15 protein-coding genes are annotated in these 18,020 nt (G+C 63.3%); 10 read left to right on the plus strand and 5 right to left on the minus strand.

What is annotated here, in order from left to right; translation table 11 throughout:
- The first annotated feature begins 94 nt into the window (after positions 1-94).
- The 5 genes from VMR39_RS22015 (at position 95) to VMR39_RS22035 (ending at position 7,601) form a co-directional block, all read left to right on the plus strand.
- Positions 95-2,116, plus strand: a complete 2,022-nt coding sequence (locus tag VMR39_RS22015) for a tetratricopeptide repeat-containing sulfotransferase family protein (protein ID WP_325419117.1) — start codon at positions 95-97, stop codon at positions 2,114-2,116.
- 336 nt (positions 2,117-2,452) lie between these two features.
- Entirely contained in the window at positions 2,453-4,396 is a 1,944-nt protein-coding gene (locus VMR39_RS22020; protein ID WP_325419119.1) for a PrkA family serine protein kinase, read from the plus strand.
- A gap of 28 nt (positions 4,397-4,424) precedes the next feature.
- Positions 4,425-5,732: a YeaH/YhbH family protein gene (locus VMR39_RS22025; protein WP_325419121.1), complete on the plus strand. Its 1,308-nt coding sequence runs from the start codon at positions 4,425-4,427 to the stop codon at positions 5,730-5,732.
- Positions 5,729-7,270: a SpoVR family protein gene (locus VMR39_RS22030; RefSeq protein WP_325419123.1), complete on the plus strand. Its 1,542-nt coding sequence runs from the start codon at positions 5,729-5,731 to the stop codon at positions 7,268-7,270. The genes VMR39_RS22025 and VMR39_RS22030 overlap by 4 nt, the downstream gene beginning before the upstream one ends.
- Positions 7,271-7,400: 130 nt before the next feature.
- Complete coding sequence (locus tag VMR39_RS22035) at positions 7,401-7,601, plus strand: hypothetical protein (RefSeq protein WP_325419125.1); 201 nt, start codon at positions 7,401-7,403, stop codon at positions 7,599-7,601.
- Between the two features lie 85 nt (positions 7,602-7,686).
- Here the strand turns inward: VMR39_RS22035 and fahA are convergent, their stop codons facing one another.
- From fahA to phhA, 4 genes are read right to left on the minus strand one after another with little or no spacing between them, the layout of a single operon-like run.
- Entirely contained in the window at positions 7,687-9,012 is a 1,326-nt protein-coding gene (gene fahA, locus VMR39_RS22040; RefSeq protein ID WP_325419127.1) for a fumarylacetoacetase, read from the minus strand.
- Entirely contained in the window at positions 9,009-10,298 is a 1,290-nt protein-coding gene (gene hmgA, locus VMR39_RS22045) for a homogentisate 1,2-dioxygenase (RefSeq protein WP_325419129.1), read from the minus strand. The genes fahA and hmgA overlap by 4 nt, the downstream gene beginning before the upstream one ends.
- Positions 10,299-10,311: 13 nt before the next feature.
- The gene (gene hppD / locus VMR39_RS22050) at positions 10,312-11,352 is read right to left on the minus strand and encodes a 4-hydroxyphenylpyruvate dioxygenase (protein WP_325419131.1); all 1,041 of its coding nucleotides are present in this window, start codon (positions 11,350-11,352) and stop codon (positions 10,312-10,314) included.
- On the minus strand, positions 11,349-12,218 hold the full coding sequence (gene phhA / locus VMR39_RS22055) for a phenylalanine 4-monooxygenase (protein ID WP_325419133.1): 870 nt from the start codon (positions 12,216-12,218) through the stop codon (positions 11,349-11,351). Before phhA ends, hppD begins: the two co-directional genes overlap by 4 nt.
- A 95-nt stretch (positions 12,219-12,313) precedes the next feature.
- Here phhA and VMR39_RS22060 point away from each other — a divergent pair, with 95 nt between their 5' ends.
- From VMR39_RS22060 to VMR39_RS22075, 4 genes are all read left to right on the plus strand, one after another.
- Positions 12,314-12,793, plus strand: a complete 480-nt coding sequence (locus VMR39_RS22060; protein WP_325419135.1) for an Lrp/AsnC family transcriptional regulator — start codon at positions 12,314-12,316, stop codon at positions 12,791-12,793.
- A gap of 290 nt (positions 12,794-13,083) precedes the next feature.
- Entirely contained in the window at positions 13,084-13,869 is a 786-nt protein-coding gene (gene lptB / locus VMR39_RS22065; protein ID WP_325419137.1) for an LPS export ABC transporter ATP-binding protein, read from the plus strand.
- Between the two features lie 45 nt (positions 13,870-13,914).
- Positions 13,915-15,444: an RNA polymerase factor sigma-54 gene (rpoN, locus tag VMR39_RS22070; RefSeq protein WP_325419139.1), complete on the plus strand. Its 1,530-nt coding sequence runs from the start codon at positions 13,915-13,917 to the stop codon at positions 15,442-15,444.
- Between the two features lie 119 nt (positions 15,445-15,563).
- Complete coding sequence (locus tag VMR39_RS22075; protein WP_325419141.1) at positions 15,564-15,794, plus strand: hypothetical protein; 231 nt, start codon at positions 15,564-15,566, stop codon at positions 15,792-15,794.
- A 54-nt stretch (positions 15,795-15,848) separates the two neighbouring features.
- Here the strand turns inward: VMR39_RS22075 and VMR39_RS22080 are convergent, their stop codons facing one another.
- Positions 15,849-16,373, minus strand: coding sequence for a hypothetical protein (locus tag VMR39_RS22080; protein ID WP_325419143.1), 525 nt, complete (start codon positions 16,371-16,373; stop codon positions 15,849-15,851).
- A gap of 480 nt (positions 16,374-16,853) precedes the next feature.
- Here VMR39_RS22080 and VMR39_RS22085 point away from each other — a divergent pair, with 480 nt between their 5' ends.
- A complete protein-coding gene (locus tag VMR39_RS22085; protein ID WP_325419145.1) occupies positions 16,854-17,708 on the plus strand; it encodes a D-amino-acid transaminase in 855 nt (284 codons plus the stop codon).
- Positions 17,709-18,020 lie beyond the last annotated feature (312 nt).

Consider the following 18,020-nt stretch of genomic DNA (forward strand, 5'->3'; position numbering starts at 1 on the left):
AGTTTGCTGCTTTGTTACGTCATTTTCCCCATGTCGATTGCGCGGGCGCGAAATCCCGGTCATGCTGGTTGGGCACAGAAATCAGGACAGAGTTATGGATTCTGCCGCCGACGCGACGACCAGCCCCCGCCCCCTGGAGCAGGCGCTCGCCCGCGCCGCCCGCCACCTCGACGCGGAGCCGGCGACGGCGCTGGAGCAGGCCGAAGTGATCCTGCGGCAGGCGCGCGGCCTGCCGCCCGCCGAACTCATCGCCTGCCAGGCCCTGCGCCGCCTCGGCAAGCATCAGGCCGCATTCACACGCCTCGCTACGCTCGCCCGCAGCCAGTCGCGCATGCCGGCAGTGCTCTGGGAACTGGCGCAGGCAGCCGGTGACGCCGGAGACACCGCCCACGCCATCGCCACGCTCGAAAGACTGACCCGCCAGCAACCCGGTATTGCCGGCGGCTGGTTCCTGCTCGCCACCCATTTGCGCAAGGCCGGCCGGGCCGAGCAGGCCTGGCGCGCCGACCTGTCGGGCGTCCACGCCTCGTCGCGCGACCGCACGCTGCTCGAATCGGCGATGGCGATGAACGCGGGCGATCTCGCTGCGGCCGAAGCGAAGCTCGCGGGACGTAACGATCCGCCTGCCATCCGCCTGCTGGGCGAGATCCACTGGCGGCGCGGCGACATGAGCGAGGCGCTGACGCTGGTCGAGCGCGCGGTGGAACTCGCCCCCGGCTTCGACCTGGCCCGCGACTTCCTCGTCCGCCTGCTGCTCCAGAACAACCGCCTGCCCGAAGCGCTCACCCATGCGGAATTCCTCACCGCCTCCCCGCTCGCCCATCCCGGCTACGATCTTCTCAGGGCATCGGTGCTGGTGCGCCTCGGCGATCAGGAGGGCGCGCTTATTCTCTATGAACGACTGCTCGCCACGAAACCGGACCAGCCACAGGTCTGGCAGAATCTCGGCCATGCGCTCAAGACGCTAGGGCGCCAGTCCGACGCCGTCCAAGCCTATCGGCAGGCAGTGACGCACCAGCCGACCATGGGCGAAGCCTGGTGGAGCCTCGCGAACCTCAAGACGGTGACACTGGACGCCGCCGACATCGCCATCATGGAGCAGGCGCTCGCCACGCTGGAGCCGGACGCCGACAGTCGGCGGGAGGATATCTTCCACCTCCATTTCTCACTCGGCAAGGCGCAGGAGGATGCGAAGGCCCATGAAGCCGCCTTTGGCCATTATGATCGCGGCAATCGCCTGCGCCGCACCATGATCCTGCACGACGCCGGCGCCTTCGCGGCCGAGGTGCAGGCGGCATCGGCAACCTTCACCGCCCCCTTTCTCGCGACCTGCGGTGACGGTGGCTGCCCGGCCGCCGACCCGATCTTCATCGTCGGCCTGCCCCGCGCCGGATCGACACTGGTCGAACAGATTCTCTCCAGCCACAGCCAGGTCGAAGGCACGATGGAATTGCCGGAGATGATGATCATCGCAAGCCGGCTCCAGTCTCGCGTGGACGAAGGCGAATTTCCCGATTTCCACGCGATGGTCGCTTCGCTCGCCCCCGCCGACCGCCTGCGGCTGGGCGAGGAATATCTCGACCGAACCCGCGTCCACCGACAGAGTGGCAAGCCCCATTTCATCGACAAGATGCCCAACAACTGGCAGCATGTCGGCCTGATCCACCAGATCCTGCCCAACGCGAAGATCATCGACGCGCGCCGCCATCCGATGGGTTGCTGCTTTTCGGGATGGAAACAGCATTTCGCACGCGGTCAGGCCTTCACCTACGACCTGACCGACATCGGTCTTTATTATCGCGCCTATGTCGACCATATGGCCGCGATCGACGCTGCGCTGCCCGGCCGCATCCATCGCGTGATTTACGACCGCATGGTCGCCGACACACCGGACGAGGTCGCCCGCCTGCTCGCCCATCTGCATCTGCCGTTCGAGGAAGACTGCCTCGCCTTCTGGCGTAACAAGCGCGCGGTGCGCACCGCCAGTTCCGAACAGGTGCGCCAGCCTATCTTCACCGACGGTCTCGACCAGTGGCGGAATTTCGCGCCATGGCTGGGACCGCTGGAGCAGGCACTGGGGCCGGCGCTCACCGACTGGCGCGGCGCGGCGCCCTGACCCTTTTGGCAGGGGGCGATCCACCCCCTTCCCCACAAGCCCAACTAATGACACTATGCATCATCGCGGCGACCTGCGCGTCGCCTCGGGGGACGATGTCGGCGCCATGCTTGTATGTCGACGCTCTAGTATTGCCCGATGATTTTTGCCCTCCATCTTCCGATCCGCAAGTTCATTGCCAGTTAATGAACCTGTTGAGCGCAGGTTTCGACCGCGTCAAATGTATCACTTTGACGCTGTCGGCAACTTTTTACGGTAGCGCTGCCGTATTGCACTGTTTTTACAGGCAGCTTCATATTATACTCCTATTCATGGCGTATTTGTCGGGAGTCGCCAGTGACGAAGAATGAACTGTTTTCGAGCTTCGCATCAAAGTTCGACGATCGTCGGCAAGCCGAAATGTCCATCGAGGATTATCTGCTGGGTTGCCGCAGTGATCCCCTGATGCACGCATCAGCGCCGGAACGATTGCTCGCCGCCATCGGTGAACCGGAAATCATCGACACCTCGCGCGATCAGCGGCTGGGCCGGATCTTCATGAACCGGACGATCCGCCGCTACCGGAGCTTCACCAATTTCTACGGCATGGAAGGGACGATCGAACATATCGTCAGCTTCCTGCGCCATGCCTCGCAGGGGCTGGAGGAGCGCAAGCAGATCCTCTACCTGCTCGGCCCGGTCGGCGGCGGCAAATCCTCGCTTGCCGAACGGCTGAAGGCGCTGATGGAGACGCACCCCATCTATGTGCTGAAGGCGGGCGACGAACTCAGCCCGATCTTCGAAAGCCCGCTCGCGCTGTTCGACGCCGACACCCATGGCGACTTCATCGAGGAAAATTACGCGATCCCGCGCCGTCGCCTGACGGGCATGATCAGTCCCTGGTGCCGCAAGCGACTGGACGAATATGCCGGCGACCTGTCGCGCTTCTCGGTGGTGCGGATGATGCCTTCGCGCATGCGCCAGGTCGCCATCGCCAAGACCGAACCGGGCGACGAGAATAATCAGGACATCAGCTCGCTGGTCGGCAAGGTCGACATCCGCAAGCTGGAAATGCTCTCGCAGAATGATCCCGACGCCTACAGCTATTCGGGCGGCCTCAACCGGGCCAACCAGGGGATGCTGGAGTTCGTCGAGATGTTCAAGGCGCCGATCAAGATGCTCCACCCGTTGCTGACCGCGACGCAGGAGGGCAATTATATCGGCACCGAAAATATCGGCGCCATTCCCTATAATGGCATCATCATGGCCCACAGCAATGAATCCGAATGGGCCAATTTCAAGAACAACAAGAATAACGAAGCCTTCATCGACCGCATCTACGTCATCAAGGTGCCCTACAGCCTGCAAGCGACCGAAGAGCGGCAGGTCTATGAAAAGCTGCTGCGCGAATCCGACCTCAGCAAGGCGGCCTGCGCGCCCGGCACGCTCGACATGCTCGCCCGCTTCTCGGTGCTGACGCGGCTGCGCGAGCATGAGAACAGCAATCTCTTCTCCAAGATGCGCGTCTATGACGGCGAGATGCTGCGCGAGATCGATCCGCGCGCGAAAAGCATGCAGGAATATCGCGACGCAGCCGGCGTGGACGAAGGGATGGCGGGTACCTCGACCCGCTTTGCCTTCAAGGCGCTGTCGGCGACCTTCAACCATGACGGCAACGAGATCGCCGCCGACCCGGTCCACCTCATGTATGTGCTGGAAGGCATGGTGCGGCAGGAACAATTCCCGGCCGAGGTCGAGGCCCGCTATCTGGAGTTCATCAAGGGCGAACTCGCGCCGCGCTATGCCGAATTCATCGGCAACGAAATCCAGAAGGCCTATCTGGAATCCTATAACGACTATGGCCAGAATCTCTTCGACCGTTATGTCGCCTATGCCGACGCGTGGATCGAGGATCTGGACTTCAAGGATCCCGACACCGGCCAGTTGCTTGATCGGGAAATCATCAACCAGGAACTGTCCAAGACCGAGAAGCCCGCCGGCATCGCCAACCCCAAGGATTTCCGCAACGAGGTGGTGAAGTTCGCGCTGCGGATGCGGGCCAGCAATGACGGGCGCAACCCGGCCTGGACCAGCTATGAGAAGATCCGCGAGGTGATCGAGAAGCGGATGTTCAGCCAGGTCGAGGATCTGTTGCCGGTCATCAGCTTCGGGTCGAAGAAGGACGGAGAGACGGCAACCAAGCATGACGAGTTCGTCGCCCGCATGATCGAGCGCGGCTATACCGAACGGCAGGTCCGGCGGCTGGTCGAATGGTATATCCGCGTCAAGCAGGCGGGATGACGTTTTTCAGGGAGTCTCTGGCGCCACCATGCACATAGTCGACAGACGGCTGAACCCTGGGGGCAAGAGCCTGGTCAACAGGCAGCGTTTCCTGCGCCGGACGAGAGCCTATGTGCAGCAGGCGGTGCGTGACAGTCTGAAGGACCGTAGCATCAAGGAACTGGACAAGGAAGGCCAGGTCACGATCCGGCGTGACGCCATCCATGAACCGACCCTCCGCCGTGCCGCGCAGGGCGGCAATCGCGAGCGGGTCTTCCCCGGCAATCGCGACTATATGGAGGGCGACAAGATCAAGCGCCCCGATGGCGGCGCGGGCGCGGGATCGCAGGCGGGACAGGGCGATGGCAATGACGATTTCCAGTTCGTGCTCAGCCGGGAAGAATTTCTCGACCTGTTCCTCGACGATCTGGAACTGCCCGACCTCGCCAAGCGCCGGTTGATCGGCGGCGCGGTCGACGGCATCCGCCGCGCGGGCTATTCGACCGCGGGCAACCCGTCCAACCTGTCGGTTCCGCGTACCATGCAGAAGGCCCTTTCCCGCCGTCTGGCGCTACGCCGGCCGAGCGGCGGCGACCTCCGCCGGATCGAGGAGGAAATCGCAGTGATCGAGGCGCGCGACCCTCCCCTGCCCGACGACGCCGTCCGGCTGGAAGCGCTGCGCGAGGAGCGCTCGCACATCATCCGCCGCCGCAACCTCATCGCCTATATCGACCCGGTCGACCTGCGTTACCGCCGGTTCGAGACGGTGCCCAAGCCCGTTGCGCAAGCGGTGATGTTCTGCCTGATGGACGTGTCCGGTTCGATGACGGAACATATGAAGGATCTGGCCAAGCGCTTCTTCGCGCTGCTCCACCTTTTCCTGACGCGCTGCTACGAACATGTCGAGGTGGTATTCATCCACCATACCGACCGGGCGGCGGAGGTGGACGAGCAGACCTTCTTCTACAGCACCGTGACGGGCGGCACCCTGGTGTCGAGCGCGCTCGACAAGCTGATGGAGGTGGTGAAGGAGCGCTATCGCCCCGACGACTGGAACATCTATGTCGCGCAGGCGTCGGACGGCGACACCATGCAGTCGGACAATGGCCGGGTGGTGTCGCTGATGCAGGACGAGATCCTGCCGCTCTGCCAATATGTCGCCTATCTGGAGGTTGGACGCGAGGAGTTCGCCGATGTCGACATGATCGGCACCTCCACCGGCCTGTGGCAGGCCTATGCCCCGGTCAGCCAGGCGCATCGCAATTTCGTGATGCGCAAGGTGCATCACCGGCGGGAAATCTATCCGGTCTTCCGCGAACTGTTCCAGCGCAAGGGCGTGGCGGAGAAAAGCGGATGAAGGGCAGGCTGGCGGACGCGCCGCTGTTCACGGGCAGCGATTGGGATTTCGGGCTGATCAACCGTATCCATGACGCGATCGAGCCGATCGCGCTCCAGGAAATGAAGCTGAACATCTATCCCAACCAGATAGAGATCATCAGCGCCGAACAGATGCTGGACGCCTATTCGTCCATCGGCATGCCGCTCTTCTACAAACATTGGTCCTTCGGCAAGCAGTTCGTGACCAATGAAATGATGTACCGCAAGGGGCGGCGCGGCCTTGCCTATGAGCTGGTGATCAACAGCGACCCCTGCATCAACTATCTGATGCAGGAAAACAGCGCGACGATGCAGACGCTCGTCATCGCCCATGCTGCCTTCGGACATAATCATTTCTTCAAGAATAATTATGTCTTCCGTCAATGGACCGATGCGGAGGGGATTCTCGACTATCTGGAATTTGCCAAACGCTACATCGCCGAGTGCGAGGAGCGCCATGGTCAGTTGGCGGTCGAGCGGGTGCTGGACGCGGCCCATGCTCTGATGAACCAGGGCGTGCATCGCTATCCCCGCGTCCGCCCCCGCGACCTCAAGAGCGAAGCGGCGCGCGAGGCGGAGCGGCAGGCTTATCGCGATCGCATCTATGACGATCTGTGGCGCACCGTGCCGGTCGGCGCCCGCGCCGATGCCGTGCCCAGCAACGAACGCCGCGCCGCGCTCGGCCTGCCGCAGGAAAATATCCTCTATTTCCTCGAAAAGACCGGGCCACGGTTGCAAAGCTGGCAGCGGGAAGTGCTGCGCATCGTCCGACTGATCGCGCAATATTTCTACCCCCAGCGCCAGACCAAGGCGATGAACGAGGGCTGCGCGACCTATACCCATTATCGCATCATGACGAAGCTGCACGAACGCGGCTTGCTGACCGACGGCGCCTTCCTCGAATTTCTCCAGTCGCACACCAATGTCGTCTACCAGCCCACCTATGATTCAGGCCATTTCGGCGGCTTCAATCCCTATGCGCTGGGCTTCGGCATCATGACCGATATCGAGCGCATCTGCCTTGATCCGACAGAGGAAGACCGCGAATGGTTCGGCGACATCGCCGGCTCAGGCGATCCGGTGGAGGTGCTCAAGGACATCTGGGCCAATTATCGCGACGAAAGCTTCGTGTCGCAATTCCTCAGTCCCCATCTCATCCGTCACTGGCGGCTGTTCAACATCGTCGACCGGACCGGCGAGTCGGAATTGCGGGTGGAGGCCATCCATGACGAGCGGGGCTATCGCCGGATTCGCCGGGCGCTGGCGCGCGAATATGACATCGGACGGCAGGAACCGGACATTCAGGTCGTCGATGTCGACCTGGCCGGGGACCGCCGGCTGATGGTGGAACATTCGGTGATCGACGGCGTGCTGCTGGATAATGGCGACGCGGCGCTGGTCCTGCGAAATCTTGCGAATCTATGGGGTTATGAGGTTTCCCTGAAGGAGGTCGATGCCGAAACCCGCCGCGAGTTGAAAAGCCACACCGCCCAGCCCCTGCCGAACTGGCCGCGATAAATCGTGCCGCTGCCGGGATGTTGGCATTGGCTGCGAAAGATTCCATTTCCAATCGGCGCCGGAGACGGTAAGATTTGCCCGCTTTTCCGCGGGTGCTGAGAGGACTCCCGCTACATCGCAGGAGTTCGTCATGGCAAGTGATCTTACTTCCGCAGACTGTCTGGAACGGGCGCGCATGCATGAGCAGCTTGCCGGTGCGACGGATGATGCTTCGGCACGCAAGATGCACCAGGCAATGGCCGCTGAGTTTCGCCGCCGCGCCGAATCCGGCATATCGACAGGCACGCCCGTCAACCGGCCAATATTGGAATTGCTCTCCACTCCGGTCTGACGATCATTCCGGTCTGATCAGGTGAGTGGCCGGGAACGCAGGCAGGGCCGGTGCGCCCCCGCCCCTGTTCCTGACAGATACCGGGTCAGCCTTCCCCGCCTAATCGATTATGCTGTCGCGCGGGCATCACCCGCGCTCGACATTCGCCAAAGCCGATCGGCACTGCACCCGCCGCCTCGCCCCGCGCGCGCAACGTCACTTCGTCGCCATCCTCCAAAAAGGTCCGCACCTCCCCGCCCGGCAGCGTGATCGGCTCGCGCCCGCCGGTCAGTTCCATCAGGCTGCCATAGCCCTCCCGCTCCGGCGCGGAGATGGTGCCGGTGCCCAGCAGGTCGCCGGGCTGAAGATTGCAGCCATTGGACGCATGGTGGGTCACGATCTGCTGCACCGTCCAGTACATGTTGCTCGCCGGTCCCCGGCTGAGTCGCAGCGGCCCGTCGCCCCTTTCGCGCATCGCCGCGCTGGTCAGTTCGACCTCCAACACGAGCCCCAGCGCGCCATGCGCCTGATCATCGCCATCGCTGAGGTAAGGCAGCGGCGCGGGATCGCCCTTCGGCCGCGCGGGTTGCGCGATGCGGAAGGGGGCCAGCGCCTCGGGCGTCACCACCCAGGGCGAAATGGTCGAATGGAAGTTCTTCGCCAGAAACGGTCCCAGCGGCTGATATTCCCACGCCTGGAAATCGCGCGCCGACCAGTCGTTGAGCAGACAGAAGCCCGCAATATGCTCCGCCGCCGCCCCGATCGGGATCGGCGTCCCCAGCTCATTGCCCGGCCCGATCCATACGCCCAGTTCCAGCTCATAATCGAGCCGCGCCGAAGGACCGAAGACCGGCGCATCGGCCTCGGGCGGCTTGCGCTGCCCGCCCGGCCGCACCAGAGGCTCGCCCGATGGCCGCACCGACGAGGCCCGGCCATGATAGCCGATCGGCACATATTTATAATTGGGCAGCAGCGGATTGTCGGGTCGGAACTGGCGGCCGATATTGTTGGCGTGGTGGATGCCGACATAGAAGTCGGTATAATCGCCGATCCGCGCGGGCAGGTGCATCACGCAGTCGCCCGCCGCATGCAACATCGGCTCCACCCACGCCCGATGCGCCGGATCGGACAAAAGGTCGCTAAGCCGCAGCCGCAGCGCGCGCCGCTCGGCCGCCGGCAGCGCCATCAAACCGTTCAGCGTCTCCCCGGCGCAGAGCGGCGCCACCTCTGCCGGCAACAGCCCCGCACTGGCGCAGGCGAACAGGTCCAGTATCTCGTCGCCGATCGCCACGCCCGCGCGCGCATGGCCACCCCCGGTCGAGAAGATGCCGAAGGGCAGGTTCTGCACCGGAAAATCGCCATGGCCCTGCGCACTCTCGACCCAGCTGCTGCGCTCCGGGTCATGCGTTTCGTCGGTCGTCCACCAGTTCATCGGGGCAGCTCCGCCTTGGGAAAGCCCTGCCAGCAGTCGTCATAGTCACGCTGCAACAAATCGGTCTCCATCGCCCATCCGGTCGGATGGAACGGGTATCGGCTCTCGATCATGAAGGCCATCGTTTCCTCTATCTTCTGCGGTTCCAGCGCAACCGCGCTCGCCTTGCGCCAGCTGTCCACGTCCGGACCATGCGCTCCCATGATATTGTGCAGGCTCCCGCCGCCCGGCGCGAAGCCCCCCGCCTTGGCGTCATAGGCGCCGTAGAGCAGCCCCATATATTCGCTCATGACGTTGCGGTGGAACCAGGGCGGCCGGAACGTGTCCTCCGCCACCATCCAGCGCGGCGGGAAGATGACGAAGTCGGCATTGGCCGTGCCGGGCGTATCGCTGGGGCTGGTCAACACGGTGAAGATCGACGGATCGGGATGGTCGAAACTCACCGTCCCCATCACGTTGAAGCGGGTCAGGTCGTACCGCCAGGGCGCCAGATTGCCGTGCCACGCCACCACGTCGAACGGGCTATGATCGACCCCGCTCTCCCACAGCCTCCCCATAAACTTCTGCACGATCTGCGTCGGCTGCTCGACATCCTCATAGGCCGCCACCGGCGTCTCGAAATCGCGCGCATTGGCGAGGCCATTGGACCCGATCGGCCCCAGTTCGGGCAGGCGCAGCAACGCGCCATAATTTTCGCAGACATAGCCGCGCGCCGCGCCGTCGGGCAGTTCCACCCGAAAACGCACCCCGCGTGGCAACAACGCCACCTGAAGGGGCGCGACATCGATCACGCCCATTTCGGTAACGATGCGCAGCGCCCCCTGCTGCGGCAGGATCAGCATCTCGCCATCGGCGGAAAAGAAGGCGCGATCGACCATCGACCGGCTCGCGGCATAGAGATGCACGGCGCAGCCCACGCCCGCCGCGACATCGCCATTGCCCGCGATCGTCACCAGCCCGTCGACAAAATCCACGCCCTCTCCCGCCGCATCGGGCAGCGGGTTCCAGCGCAGCCGGTTGGGCGAGGGCGGCACCTCCCCGAACGGCCCCGACCGGATCAGCGTCGCAGTGCCGTAGGGCCGGAACGACGGATGCCCGGCACTCGGCCGCATCCGATAAAGCCAGCTACGCCGGTTCTCCGCCCGCGGCGCGGTGAAGGCCGTGCCCGACAACTGCTCGACATAGAGGCCGAAGGCGGGCTGCTGCGGCGAATTGCGCCCCTGCGGCAACGCCCCCGCCACCGCCTCGCTCGCATGATGATTGGCGAATCCAGGAAGATAGGCCATTCCGCCTCCTCGTTTACGCATCCACCTTCACGACGCCGCGCCGGATCTGGTCCAGTTCGATGCTCTCGAACAGCGCCTGGAAATTGCCGTTGCCAAAGCCCTCATTGCCCTTGCGCTGGATGATTTCGAAGAAGATCGGCCCGAACATATTCTCGGTGAAGATCTGGAGCAAAATCCCCTCCTGCTCGACATCGCCGTCGATCAGGATGCGGTTCTTCCGCAGCCTCTCCAGATCCTCGCCATGGCCGGGCACGCGCTTGTCGACCAGTTCATAATAGGTCTCGATCGTGTCCTGCAACCGCACCCCGCGCGCCCGCAGCCGCTCGACCGTGTCATAGATATTGTCGGTGGTCAGCGCCAGATGCTGGATGCCCTCGCCATGATAGTCGCGGATGAACTCCTCGATCTGGCTCTTGTCGTCCTGGCTCTCGTTCAGCGGAATGCGGATCGCCTTGTCGGGCGCGATCATCGCCTGGCTGGTGAGGCCCGTTGCCTTGCCCTTGATGTCGAAGAATTTCTGCTCCTCGAAACCGAACAGCGTGCGGTAGAACTCACTCCACACCCGCATCTGACCGCGCCGGACATTGTGGGTCAGGTGATCCAGCAGGTCGAGGCCGACAGTGTTCGCCGCCTCCTGCTCGCGCCAGCCAGGGAACTCGGCCCAGTCGGCGTAAAGGTCCGCGCCATCCTCGATGAAATAGAGATAGGCGCCGCCAATTCCCTCGATGACGGTGTCATCCTCTTCGGTCGCCTTGCCGCCATTCGCGAGCGCCCATTTAAGCGCCGCCTTGGGGTCCGCCACGCGGAACGCCATGGCGCTCGCCGACGGCCCATGCACGCCACGGAACGCCGCCACCCGGCCCGCATCGTCGCGGTTCAGCATCAGGTTGATGCGCCCCTGCTTGAAGCGGGTGATATTCTTGCTCGGATGGCGGTGCGTCGGGGTAAAGCCCAGCGCCATGAACTGCGCCGCCATCGCCTCGGGATCGGGCGAGGTGAACTCGACGAATTCGAAGCCGTTCAGGCCCAGGGGATTGTCCTGCGCAACAGTCATGAAACTTCCTCTTCCTTCATTTTCGCATAGGCCTGGGTGCCGCGCGTCAGCACGCGGTCACCCGGCAGGATGGTGTCGGTGTCCAGATCGGGCAGCCCCGCCAACTCGGCATAGAGCGGCGCGAAGTCGGTGTCCGTGGTCTGCGCCAGCAGATGCTCGAAACTGTCGATGACGAAATAACTCTGCTGGAAATCGTCGATCCTGTACCGCGTGCGCATGATGCGCCGCAGGTCGAAGCCGATGCGGTTGGGCGACGGGTCTTCCAGCGCGAAATGCGATTCGGCATTGGACGACACGATCCCCGCGCCATAAAGCCGCAGCCCGTCCGCCGTGTCGATCAGCCCGAACTCGACCGTATACCAATAGAGCCGCGCCAGCTTCTCGATCGCGCCCAGCCCGTCGGCGCGCAGCCCGCCCCGCCCATAGGCCTCCATATAATCGGCAAAGACCGGGTTCGCGAGCAGCGGCACATGGCCGAATACGTCATGGAAGATATCCGGCTCCTCCAGATAATCCTCCTGTTCGGGGGTGCGGATAAAGCGCCCGGCAGGAAAGCGGCGATTGGCGAGATGGTCGAAGAACAGCCGGTCGGGTACCAGCCCCGGCACCGCGACCACCTGCCACCCTGTCGCCGCCGTCAGCCGCTCATTGAGCGCGTGGAAATCGGGAATGCCCGGCCGGTCCATGCGCAATATGTCGAGGCCAGCGAGGAATTCGGGCACGACCCGCCCCTCCAGCATCTGCGACTGCCGCTCGAACAGCCGGTCCCACATGGCGTGGTCGGCCGCATCATAGCGGTCCCAATCCTGCGGGATAGTCCAGTCCTCCGCCGCATGGGCGGGGCGGGTTGCGGCGTCCTTCTCCATAGACGCGATGGTCGCAAAGTCTCCGCGAAAATGCTTTTCAAAATGATGCGATCATGCCCGGTGATCGGCAATATCTTTCATGATATGCTGATTTCATGACCGATCTTCTCACGCTCGATCCACTTGACCGTCGCATCCTGACCGAGCTTCAACGCGATGCGACGCTCAGCAATGCCGACCTGGCCGAACGGGTCGGCAGCACCGGCCCCTCCTGCTGGCGCCGCGTCCGCGCGCTTCAGGATCAGGGCATCCTTCGTCGCGCGGTCTGGCTCGCCGACCCGCGCCGCCTGGGTCAGGGCGTCACCGTCCTCTGCCATGTCCGCATGAAGGAATTTTCCGGCGAAGCCATCGCCGCCTTCGAGGATTTCGTGCGCGGCCATGAAAAGGTGATGGAGTGCTATTCCATGTCGGGCGAGTGGGACTATCTGCTGCGCGTCGTTGCGTCCGACGTCGCCGATTATGAGCATTTCCTGATGCGCACCCTGCTCAAGCACGCCTCGGTCGCGGGCGCCTCTTCACAATTTGCCCTCTCCACCACAAAATATGAAACTGCCCTGCCTGTTCGAGGCGGATAGGTCCGCACGCTCTGCAAAATCCTCCCCTGTAAGGGAAGGTGGCGCGCGCGAAGCGTGCGACGGAGGGGTATCACCCTATCGATAGCTGGACACCCCTCCGTCTGGGCCTGCGGCCATCCACCTTCCCTTGCAGGGGAGGATCAGGTCGGCCAAACCTCGACGCCCACGCCCCGCCGCACACCCCATTTTCTCCTTGCTCCCACGGCGTTACCATGCACAAAGCTTGCCAACCGCCTTCGGGCTGCCAATTTACCCCCGCGAGGTTCCACAACCCCGCAAGGAATGACAGGATGCACGACGTGACCGCCCAGGATCGGCCGAATTCGGCCCAGCCCCCCGCCCCCAAGGAGTTGGGCGATGGCCTGTCGGTCATCTCGATCGCCAAAAGCTATGACAAGCGTGTCGTCCTGTCCGACGTGTCGCTGACCGTGGGCAAGGGCGAGGTGGTCGGTCTGCTCGGTCCCAACGGCGCAGGCAAGACGACCTGCTTCTATTCGGTGATGGGCCTCGTTCGCCCCGATCGCGGTCGTATCGTGCTCGACGGGCAGGACATCACCGGCCTCCCCATGTATCGCCGCTCGATCCTGGGCCTTGGCTATCTGCCGCAGGAAACCTCGATCTTCCGGGGCCTCAGCGTCGCGCAGAATATCAGTGCGGTGCTGGAACTGGCCGAGCCGGACAAGGATGCCCGCGCCGCCCGGCTCGAACAGCTGCTCGACGAATTCGGCCTCACCCGGCTGCGCGATTCGTCGGCCATGGCACTGTCGGGCGGTGAGCGCCGCCGCTGCGAGATCGCACGCGCGCTCGCCGCCAATCCCTCGATCGTGCTGCTGGACGAACCCTTTGCGGGCATCGACCCGCTCTCCATCGCCGACATTCGCGACCTGGTGAAGGATTTGAAGACGCGCGGCATCGGCGTCCTCATCACCGACCATAATGTCCGCGAGACGCTGGAAATCGTCGACCGCGCCTGCATCATCTATGGTGGCCAGGTGCTCTTTGCCGGCAGCCCGACCGAACTGGTCGCCAATGCCGACGTCCGCCGCCTCTATCTGGGCGAGAATTTCCAGCTGTAGGATGAAGACCGCGCGCGCCCTTCTTTCTGATTGGAGCGGGCGATAATGGCGCTCGGGCCGCGCCTCGACATACGCCAGAGCCAGTCTCTGGTAATGACGCCCCAGCTCCAGCAGGCGATCAAGCTGCTGGCGCTCTCGAATCTGGAGATCGAGGCGTTCGTCGCGGGCGAGCTGGAAAAGAATCCGCTGCTTGAAACCGGCAATGGCGGCGACGCGCAGCCTGCCCCAGACGGCATCGACCGGACAGAGGACCGCCCCACCCTCGCCGCCGAAACCGGCGCCAGCGACGAACTGATCGCACAGGGACTGGGCGGCGCGGACAGCCCGCTCGACGTCGACCATGGCGCCGACACCTTCATCGACGACGGCCCCGGCGACCGCACCGATGACAACAGGGCGTCCGCCATGGGTACCGGCGGCGGCATGGACCTGACGTCCGGCGGCTATGCCGACGAAGCGCCCGACTTCGACGCCTTCGCCGCGCCCGACATCAGCCTTCAGGAACATCTGATGGATCAGGCCCGCGCCGCCTTGTCGGGCATGGACCTGATCGTCGCCGGCCAGCTGATCGGCCAGATTGACGAGGCGGGCTATCTGGAGGCGAACCTGCTCCAGACTGCCCATGCGCTCGGCATCCCGCTCCATGATGTCGAGCGGGTGCTGGGCGTCATCCACACATTCGATCCCACCGGCGTCGGCGCCCGCTCGCTGTCCGAATGCCTTGCGCTCCAGGCGAAGGAAGCCGACCGCCACGATCCCTGCATGGCGCGGCTGCTCGCCAATCTCGACCTGCTGGCCAGGGGCGCCCTGCCCCAGTTGCGCCGCATCTGCGGCGTGGATGAGGAGGATATGGCCGACATGATCGCCGAACTGCGCGGCTATGATCCCAAGCCTGGCCTCCAGTTCGCGCATGACCGCGCCGCCCCGGTGACGCCCGACCTGTTCGTGCGCGCCACCCGCGAAGGCTGGGCGATCGAGATCAACAGCGCTACCCTGCCCCGCGTCCTCATCAACCGCAGCTATTATGTCGAACTGTCGACTGGCCCGCAGGACAAGAACAGCAAGGCCTGGCTCGCCGATTGCCTCGCCAGCGCCAACTGGCTGGTGAAGGCGCTCGACCAGCGGCAGAAGACGATCATCAAGGTCGCGAGCGAAATCCTCCGCCAGCAGGAGGCGTTCTTCCAGCAGGGTGTCGCGCATCTGAAGCCGCTGACGCTCAAGGCCGTGGCCGACGCCATCGGCATGCACGAATCCACTGTCAGCCGCGTCACCTCCAACAAATATCTCTCCTGCCCGCGCGGCCTCTACGAACTCAAATATTTCTTCACCAGCGGCGTGGCGGCGGCGGGCGGCGACGGCGCCGTCTCGGCCGAGGCGGTGAAAAGCCACATCAAGGCGCTGATCGGCGCCGAAGACCCGCAGGCGATCCTGTCCGACGACACGCTGGTCGACATGCTCCGCGCCAAGGGCATGGACATAGCCCGCCGCACCGTCGCCAAATATCGCGAGGCCATGGGCATCGGTTCGTCGGTGCAGAGGCGGCGACAGAAGGCACTCAAGGGCAAGGCGGCGTAGGCGGGGTCGAGCGTTTCAGGCCGAAACCGACCGAATGGCCGATTCAGGGTGGATTCGAGACGGTCGGGTTGCAGACAATAAGTCTGGAAAGCCGACGCCAGACCCCTTAGAAATCTGCTATGGCGGATCGTGATCGATGGATACTCCACATCAAGGAATTGCGCGAGCAGCATGGCATCGACATTCTCGACGCAGAGCGCCTCGCTTTGACCGACCCAAAATGGCGGCGCTGGGTGGAACGTCAGATCAACAATGACGATCGATGCCGCCGGACGGCACTAAGCCATATTCGATATAACCGTGAAATGACGCTGGTCGAGAAACAAGAAGATCGCCTAGTCATCCGTTAGTGGTGGCGGGGAGACTGTCCAATTTGGAACGAGATTGCCTAATAGCCGACATCGCTATTTTGGTAGACTATCAGCAGCCTCTTTCACAATTTCCGCTTCCATATCTTCGGTGTTTGTATTCGTGTAGGCTTCCATTCTCCAGCGTCCGTCGAGATAATGTTGGCCTACAGGCGCTTCAAGAAAAGTCACAATTTCTTGCAACTCAATTTCGGTAAATTCCCAATTGAGATGATCTTCATACGCCTTCTGGTAGACCGCTCGTCGCTTCTCATACGCAGATTTAAGTGCCTTAAAACGAACCTCAAATCCCCCGGATAGGCTCTCAGTCAGAATTTCGCCCGAAGGAGCGTTCCACAGCGGGCCGCCGGGCATGGCGTAACGCCCAAGGAAACTGCCGGTTTCGAGTTGATCTTGCAGACCTATGGCGCGCATAAACCGCTTAATCAGTTGGAGTTTCGAGGTGCTGGGCGCTTCTTCAATTTGCGCTGAAGGGGTTGTTTGAGAACCCATACGTTCGGCTCCAAATGCATCTGTTGGCACGGTGATGACTGCCATTAAAGCAAGCAGGTATATCTTCATTGGAGCACCGTGCCAGAGCCGGTTATCGTCTGCAAATGGTCGAAACTTGTCAGCCCCTCCTCCATCACTGCCCATCCCAGCATAGCATGCTTTCAATGTTGGATTTTCTCTGATCTACCCTCGGGGATGACCCGGCCGCCCCCCTCGCGATCCTCCCGAACAGCCGTGACCCTGGCGGTGCGCCACTGGCGCGTCGGCGTGACCCAACTGACGCGTCCCGGACGCGCAATCGTGACCCGAGCGGCGCGCGGCCGGCGCGTCACAGGCGCGCTGCCCGCGCATCGCCCACGCTTTTCCGCCGAAATCGCTCCACATCACGCCCCGAAAATTCCCTGCGACACTGTGAACTTCGGCGCAGTGACCCACTGAGACCTCCTATTCCCAAAATTGCGTCGCCTATCACCCTGCGCCCTGCTTGACCCCGCCCGCCCGAACGGCAAAAGCAGCGCCCGAAACCATCGTTAAGGATCGCTCCGCCCCATGTCCGTCGCCTATCTGAACGGCAGCTACCTGCCGCTGGACGAAGTCCGCATTTCCCCGCTCGATCGCGGCTTCCTCTTCGCCGACGGCATCTACGAAGTCGCCGCCGTGATCGATGGCAAGCTGGTCGACAGCGCCAGCCACCTCGCCCGGCTGGAGCGCTCCACAGCCGCGATCGGCATCGCCCTGCCGCTGACGCTGACGGAGATCGAGGCCGCGCAGAAGGAACTGGTCGCCCGCAACGACCTGACCCAGGGGCTGGTCTATCTCCAGATCACCCGCGGCGCCGACACGACCCGCGACTTCATCGCCCCGGCCGACCTGCAACCGACCCTCTTCATGTTCGTGCAGGTGAAGAGCTTCGTCGACATGCCGGCGGCAAGGGCCGGCATCGCCGTCGCCACCATGCCCGACCTGCGCTGGGCGCGCCGCGACATCAAGAGCGTCGGCCTGCTCGCGCAGGCCATGGCCAAGCAGGCCGCCAAGGACGCCGGCGCGCAGGAAGCGTGGATGACTGAAGAAGGTGGCGTCGTGACCGAAGGCGCCTCCTCCACCGCCTTCATCGTCACCGACGAAGGCATAATCACCCGCCCCTACAGCCAGTCGGTGCTGGCAGGCTGCACCGGTTCGGCGCTGGCCACGCTGGCGGAGGAAAGCGGCCTCGCTGTCATCCGCCGCGCCTTCACCGTGGAGGAAGCGTTCGCCGCGAAGGAAGCCTTCATCACCAGCGCCTCGACCTTCTGCCTGTCGGTGGTGAAGATCGACGGTCAGCCTATCGGCGACGGCACCCCCGGCCCGGTCGCGACGCGGCTGCGCGACCTCTATATCGACTTCGCCCGCGCCACGGGGGTCTGAGGATTAACTCCATAATGGAGCAATCACCATTCATTGTTAAGCAACAGGAAAATTCCTCCGGCGTGGCCCCATAGTGGCGGCAAGTCGGAGGAAGATTGGACTGAAGCCAGACTGGCGGCCGGACTGGCACATTCCCGCATTACGGACTTTCCTCCAGTCTGACTCCGATATGGTGAAGGATCGGGGCAGACCCAATCCGTTCTTGCTTTATTCTCCGGAACGAAGCTAGAACAGGATTCGGACCATGATGGAAGATTTTTCCTATTCTCTGCCTATTCAGGGCCATATCGATCCGGTCACGCCCCATGACGA

It is taken from the genome of Sphingobium sp., assembly GCF_035511395.1.
In the GTDB taxonomy this organism is placed as follows: Bacteria; Pseudomonadota; Alphaproteobacteria; order Sphingomonadales; family Sphingomonadaceae; genus Sphingobium.

Coding starts and splice junctions, on each gene's coding strand:
- VMR39_RS22080 (WP_325419143.1), bottom strand. CDS start 16,373: ATGAAGATATACCTGCTTGCTTTAATGGCAGTCATCACCGTGCCAACA.
- VMR39_RS22035 (WP_325419125.1), top strand. CDS start 7,401: ATGGCAAGTGATCTTACTTCCGCAGACTGTCTGGAACGGGCGCGCATG.
- phhA (WP_325419133.1), bottom strand. CDS start 12,218: ATGGAGAAGGACGCCGCAACCCGCCCCGCCCATGCGGCGGAGGACTGG.
- VMR39_RS22030 (WP_325419123.1), top strand. CDS start 5,729: ATGAAGGGCAGGCTGGCGGACGCGCCGCTGTTCACGGGCAGCGATTGG.
- rpoN (WP_325419139.1), top strand. CDS start 13,915: ATGGCGCTCGGGCCGCGCCTCGACATACGCCAGAGCCAGTCTCTGGTA.
- lptB (WP_325419137.1), top strand. CDS start 13,084: ATGCACGACGTGACCGCCCAGGATCGGCCGAATTCGGCCCAGCCCCCC.
- VMR39_RS22025 (WP_325419121.1), top strand. CDS start 4,425: ATGCACATAGTCGACAGACGGCTGAACCCTGGGGGCAAGAGCCTGGTC.
- fahA (WP_325419127.1), bottom strand. CDS start 9,012: ATGAACTGGTGGACGACCGACGAAACGCATGACCCGGAGCGCAGCAGC.
- hmgA (WP_325419129.1), bottom strand. CDS start 10,298: ATGGCCTATCTTCCTGGATTCGCCAATCATCATGCGAGCGAGGCGGTG.
- VMR39_RS22085 (WP_325419145.1), top strand. CDS start 16,854: ATGTCCGTCGCCTATCTGAACGGCAGCTACCTGCCGCTGGACGAAGTC.
- VMR39_RS22060 (WP_325419135.1), top strand. CDS start 12,314: ATGACCGATCTTCTCACGCTCGATCCACTTGACCGTCGCATCCTGACC.
- VMR39_RS22015 (WP_325419117.1), top strand. CDS start 95: ATGGATTCTGCCGCCGACGCGACGACCAGCCCCCGCCCCCTGGAGCAG.
- hppD (WP_325419131.1), bottom strand. CDS start 11,352: ATGACTGTTGCGCAGGACAATCCCCTGGGCCTGAACGGCTTCGAATTC.
- VMR39_RS22075 (WP_325419141.1), top strand. CDS start 15,564: ATGGCGGATCGTGATCGATGGATACTCCACATCAAGGAATTGCGCGAG.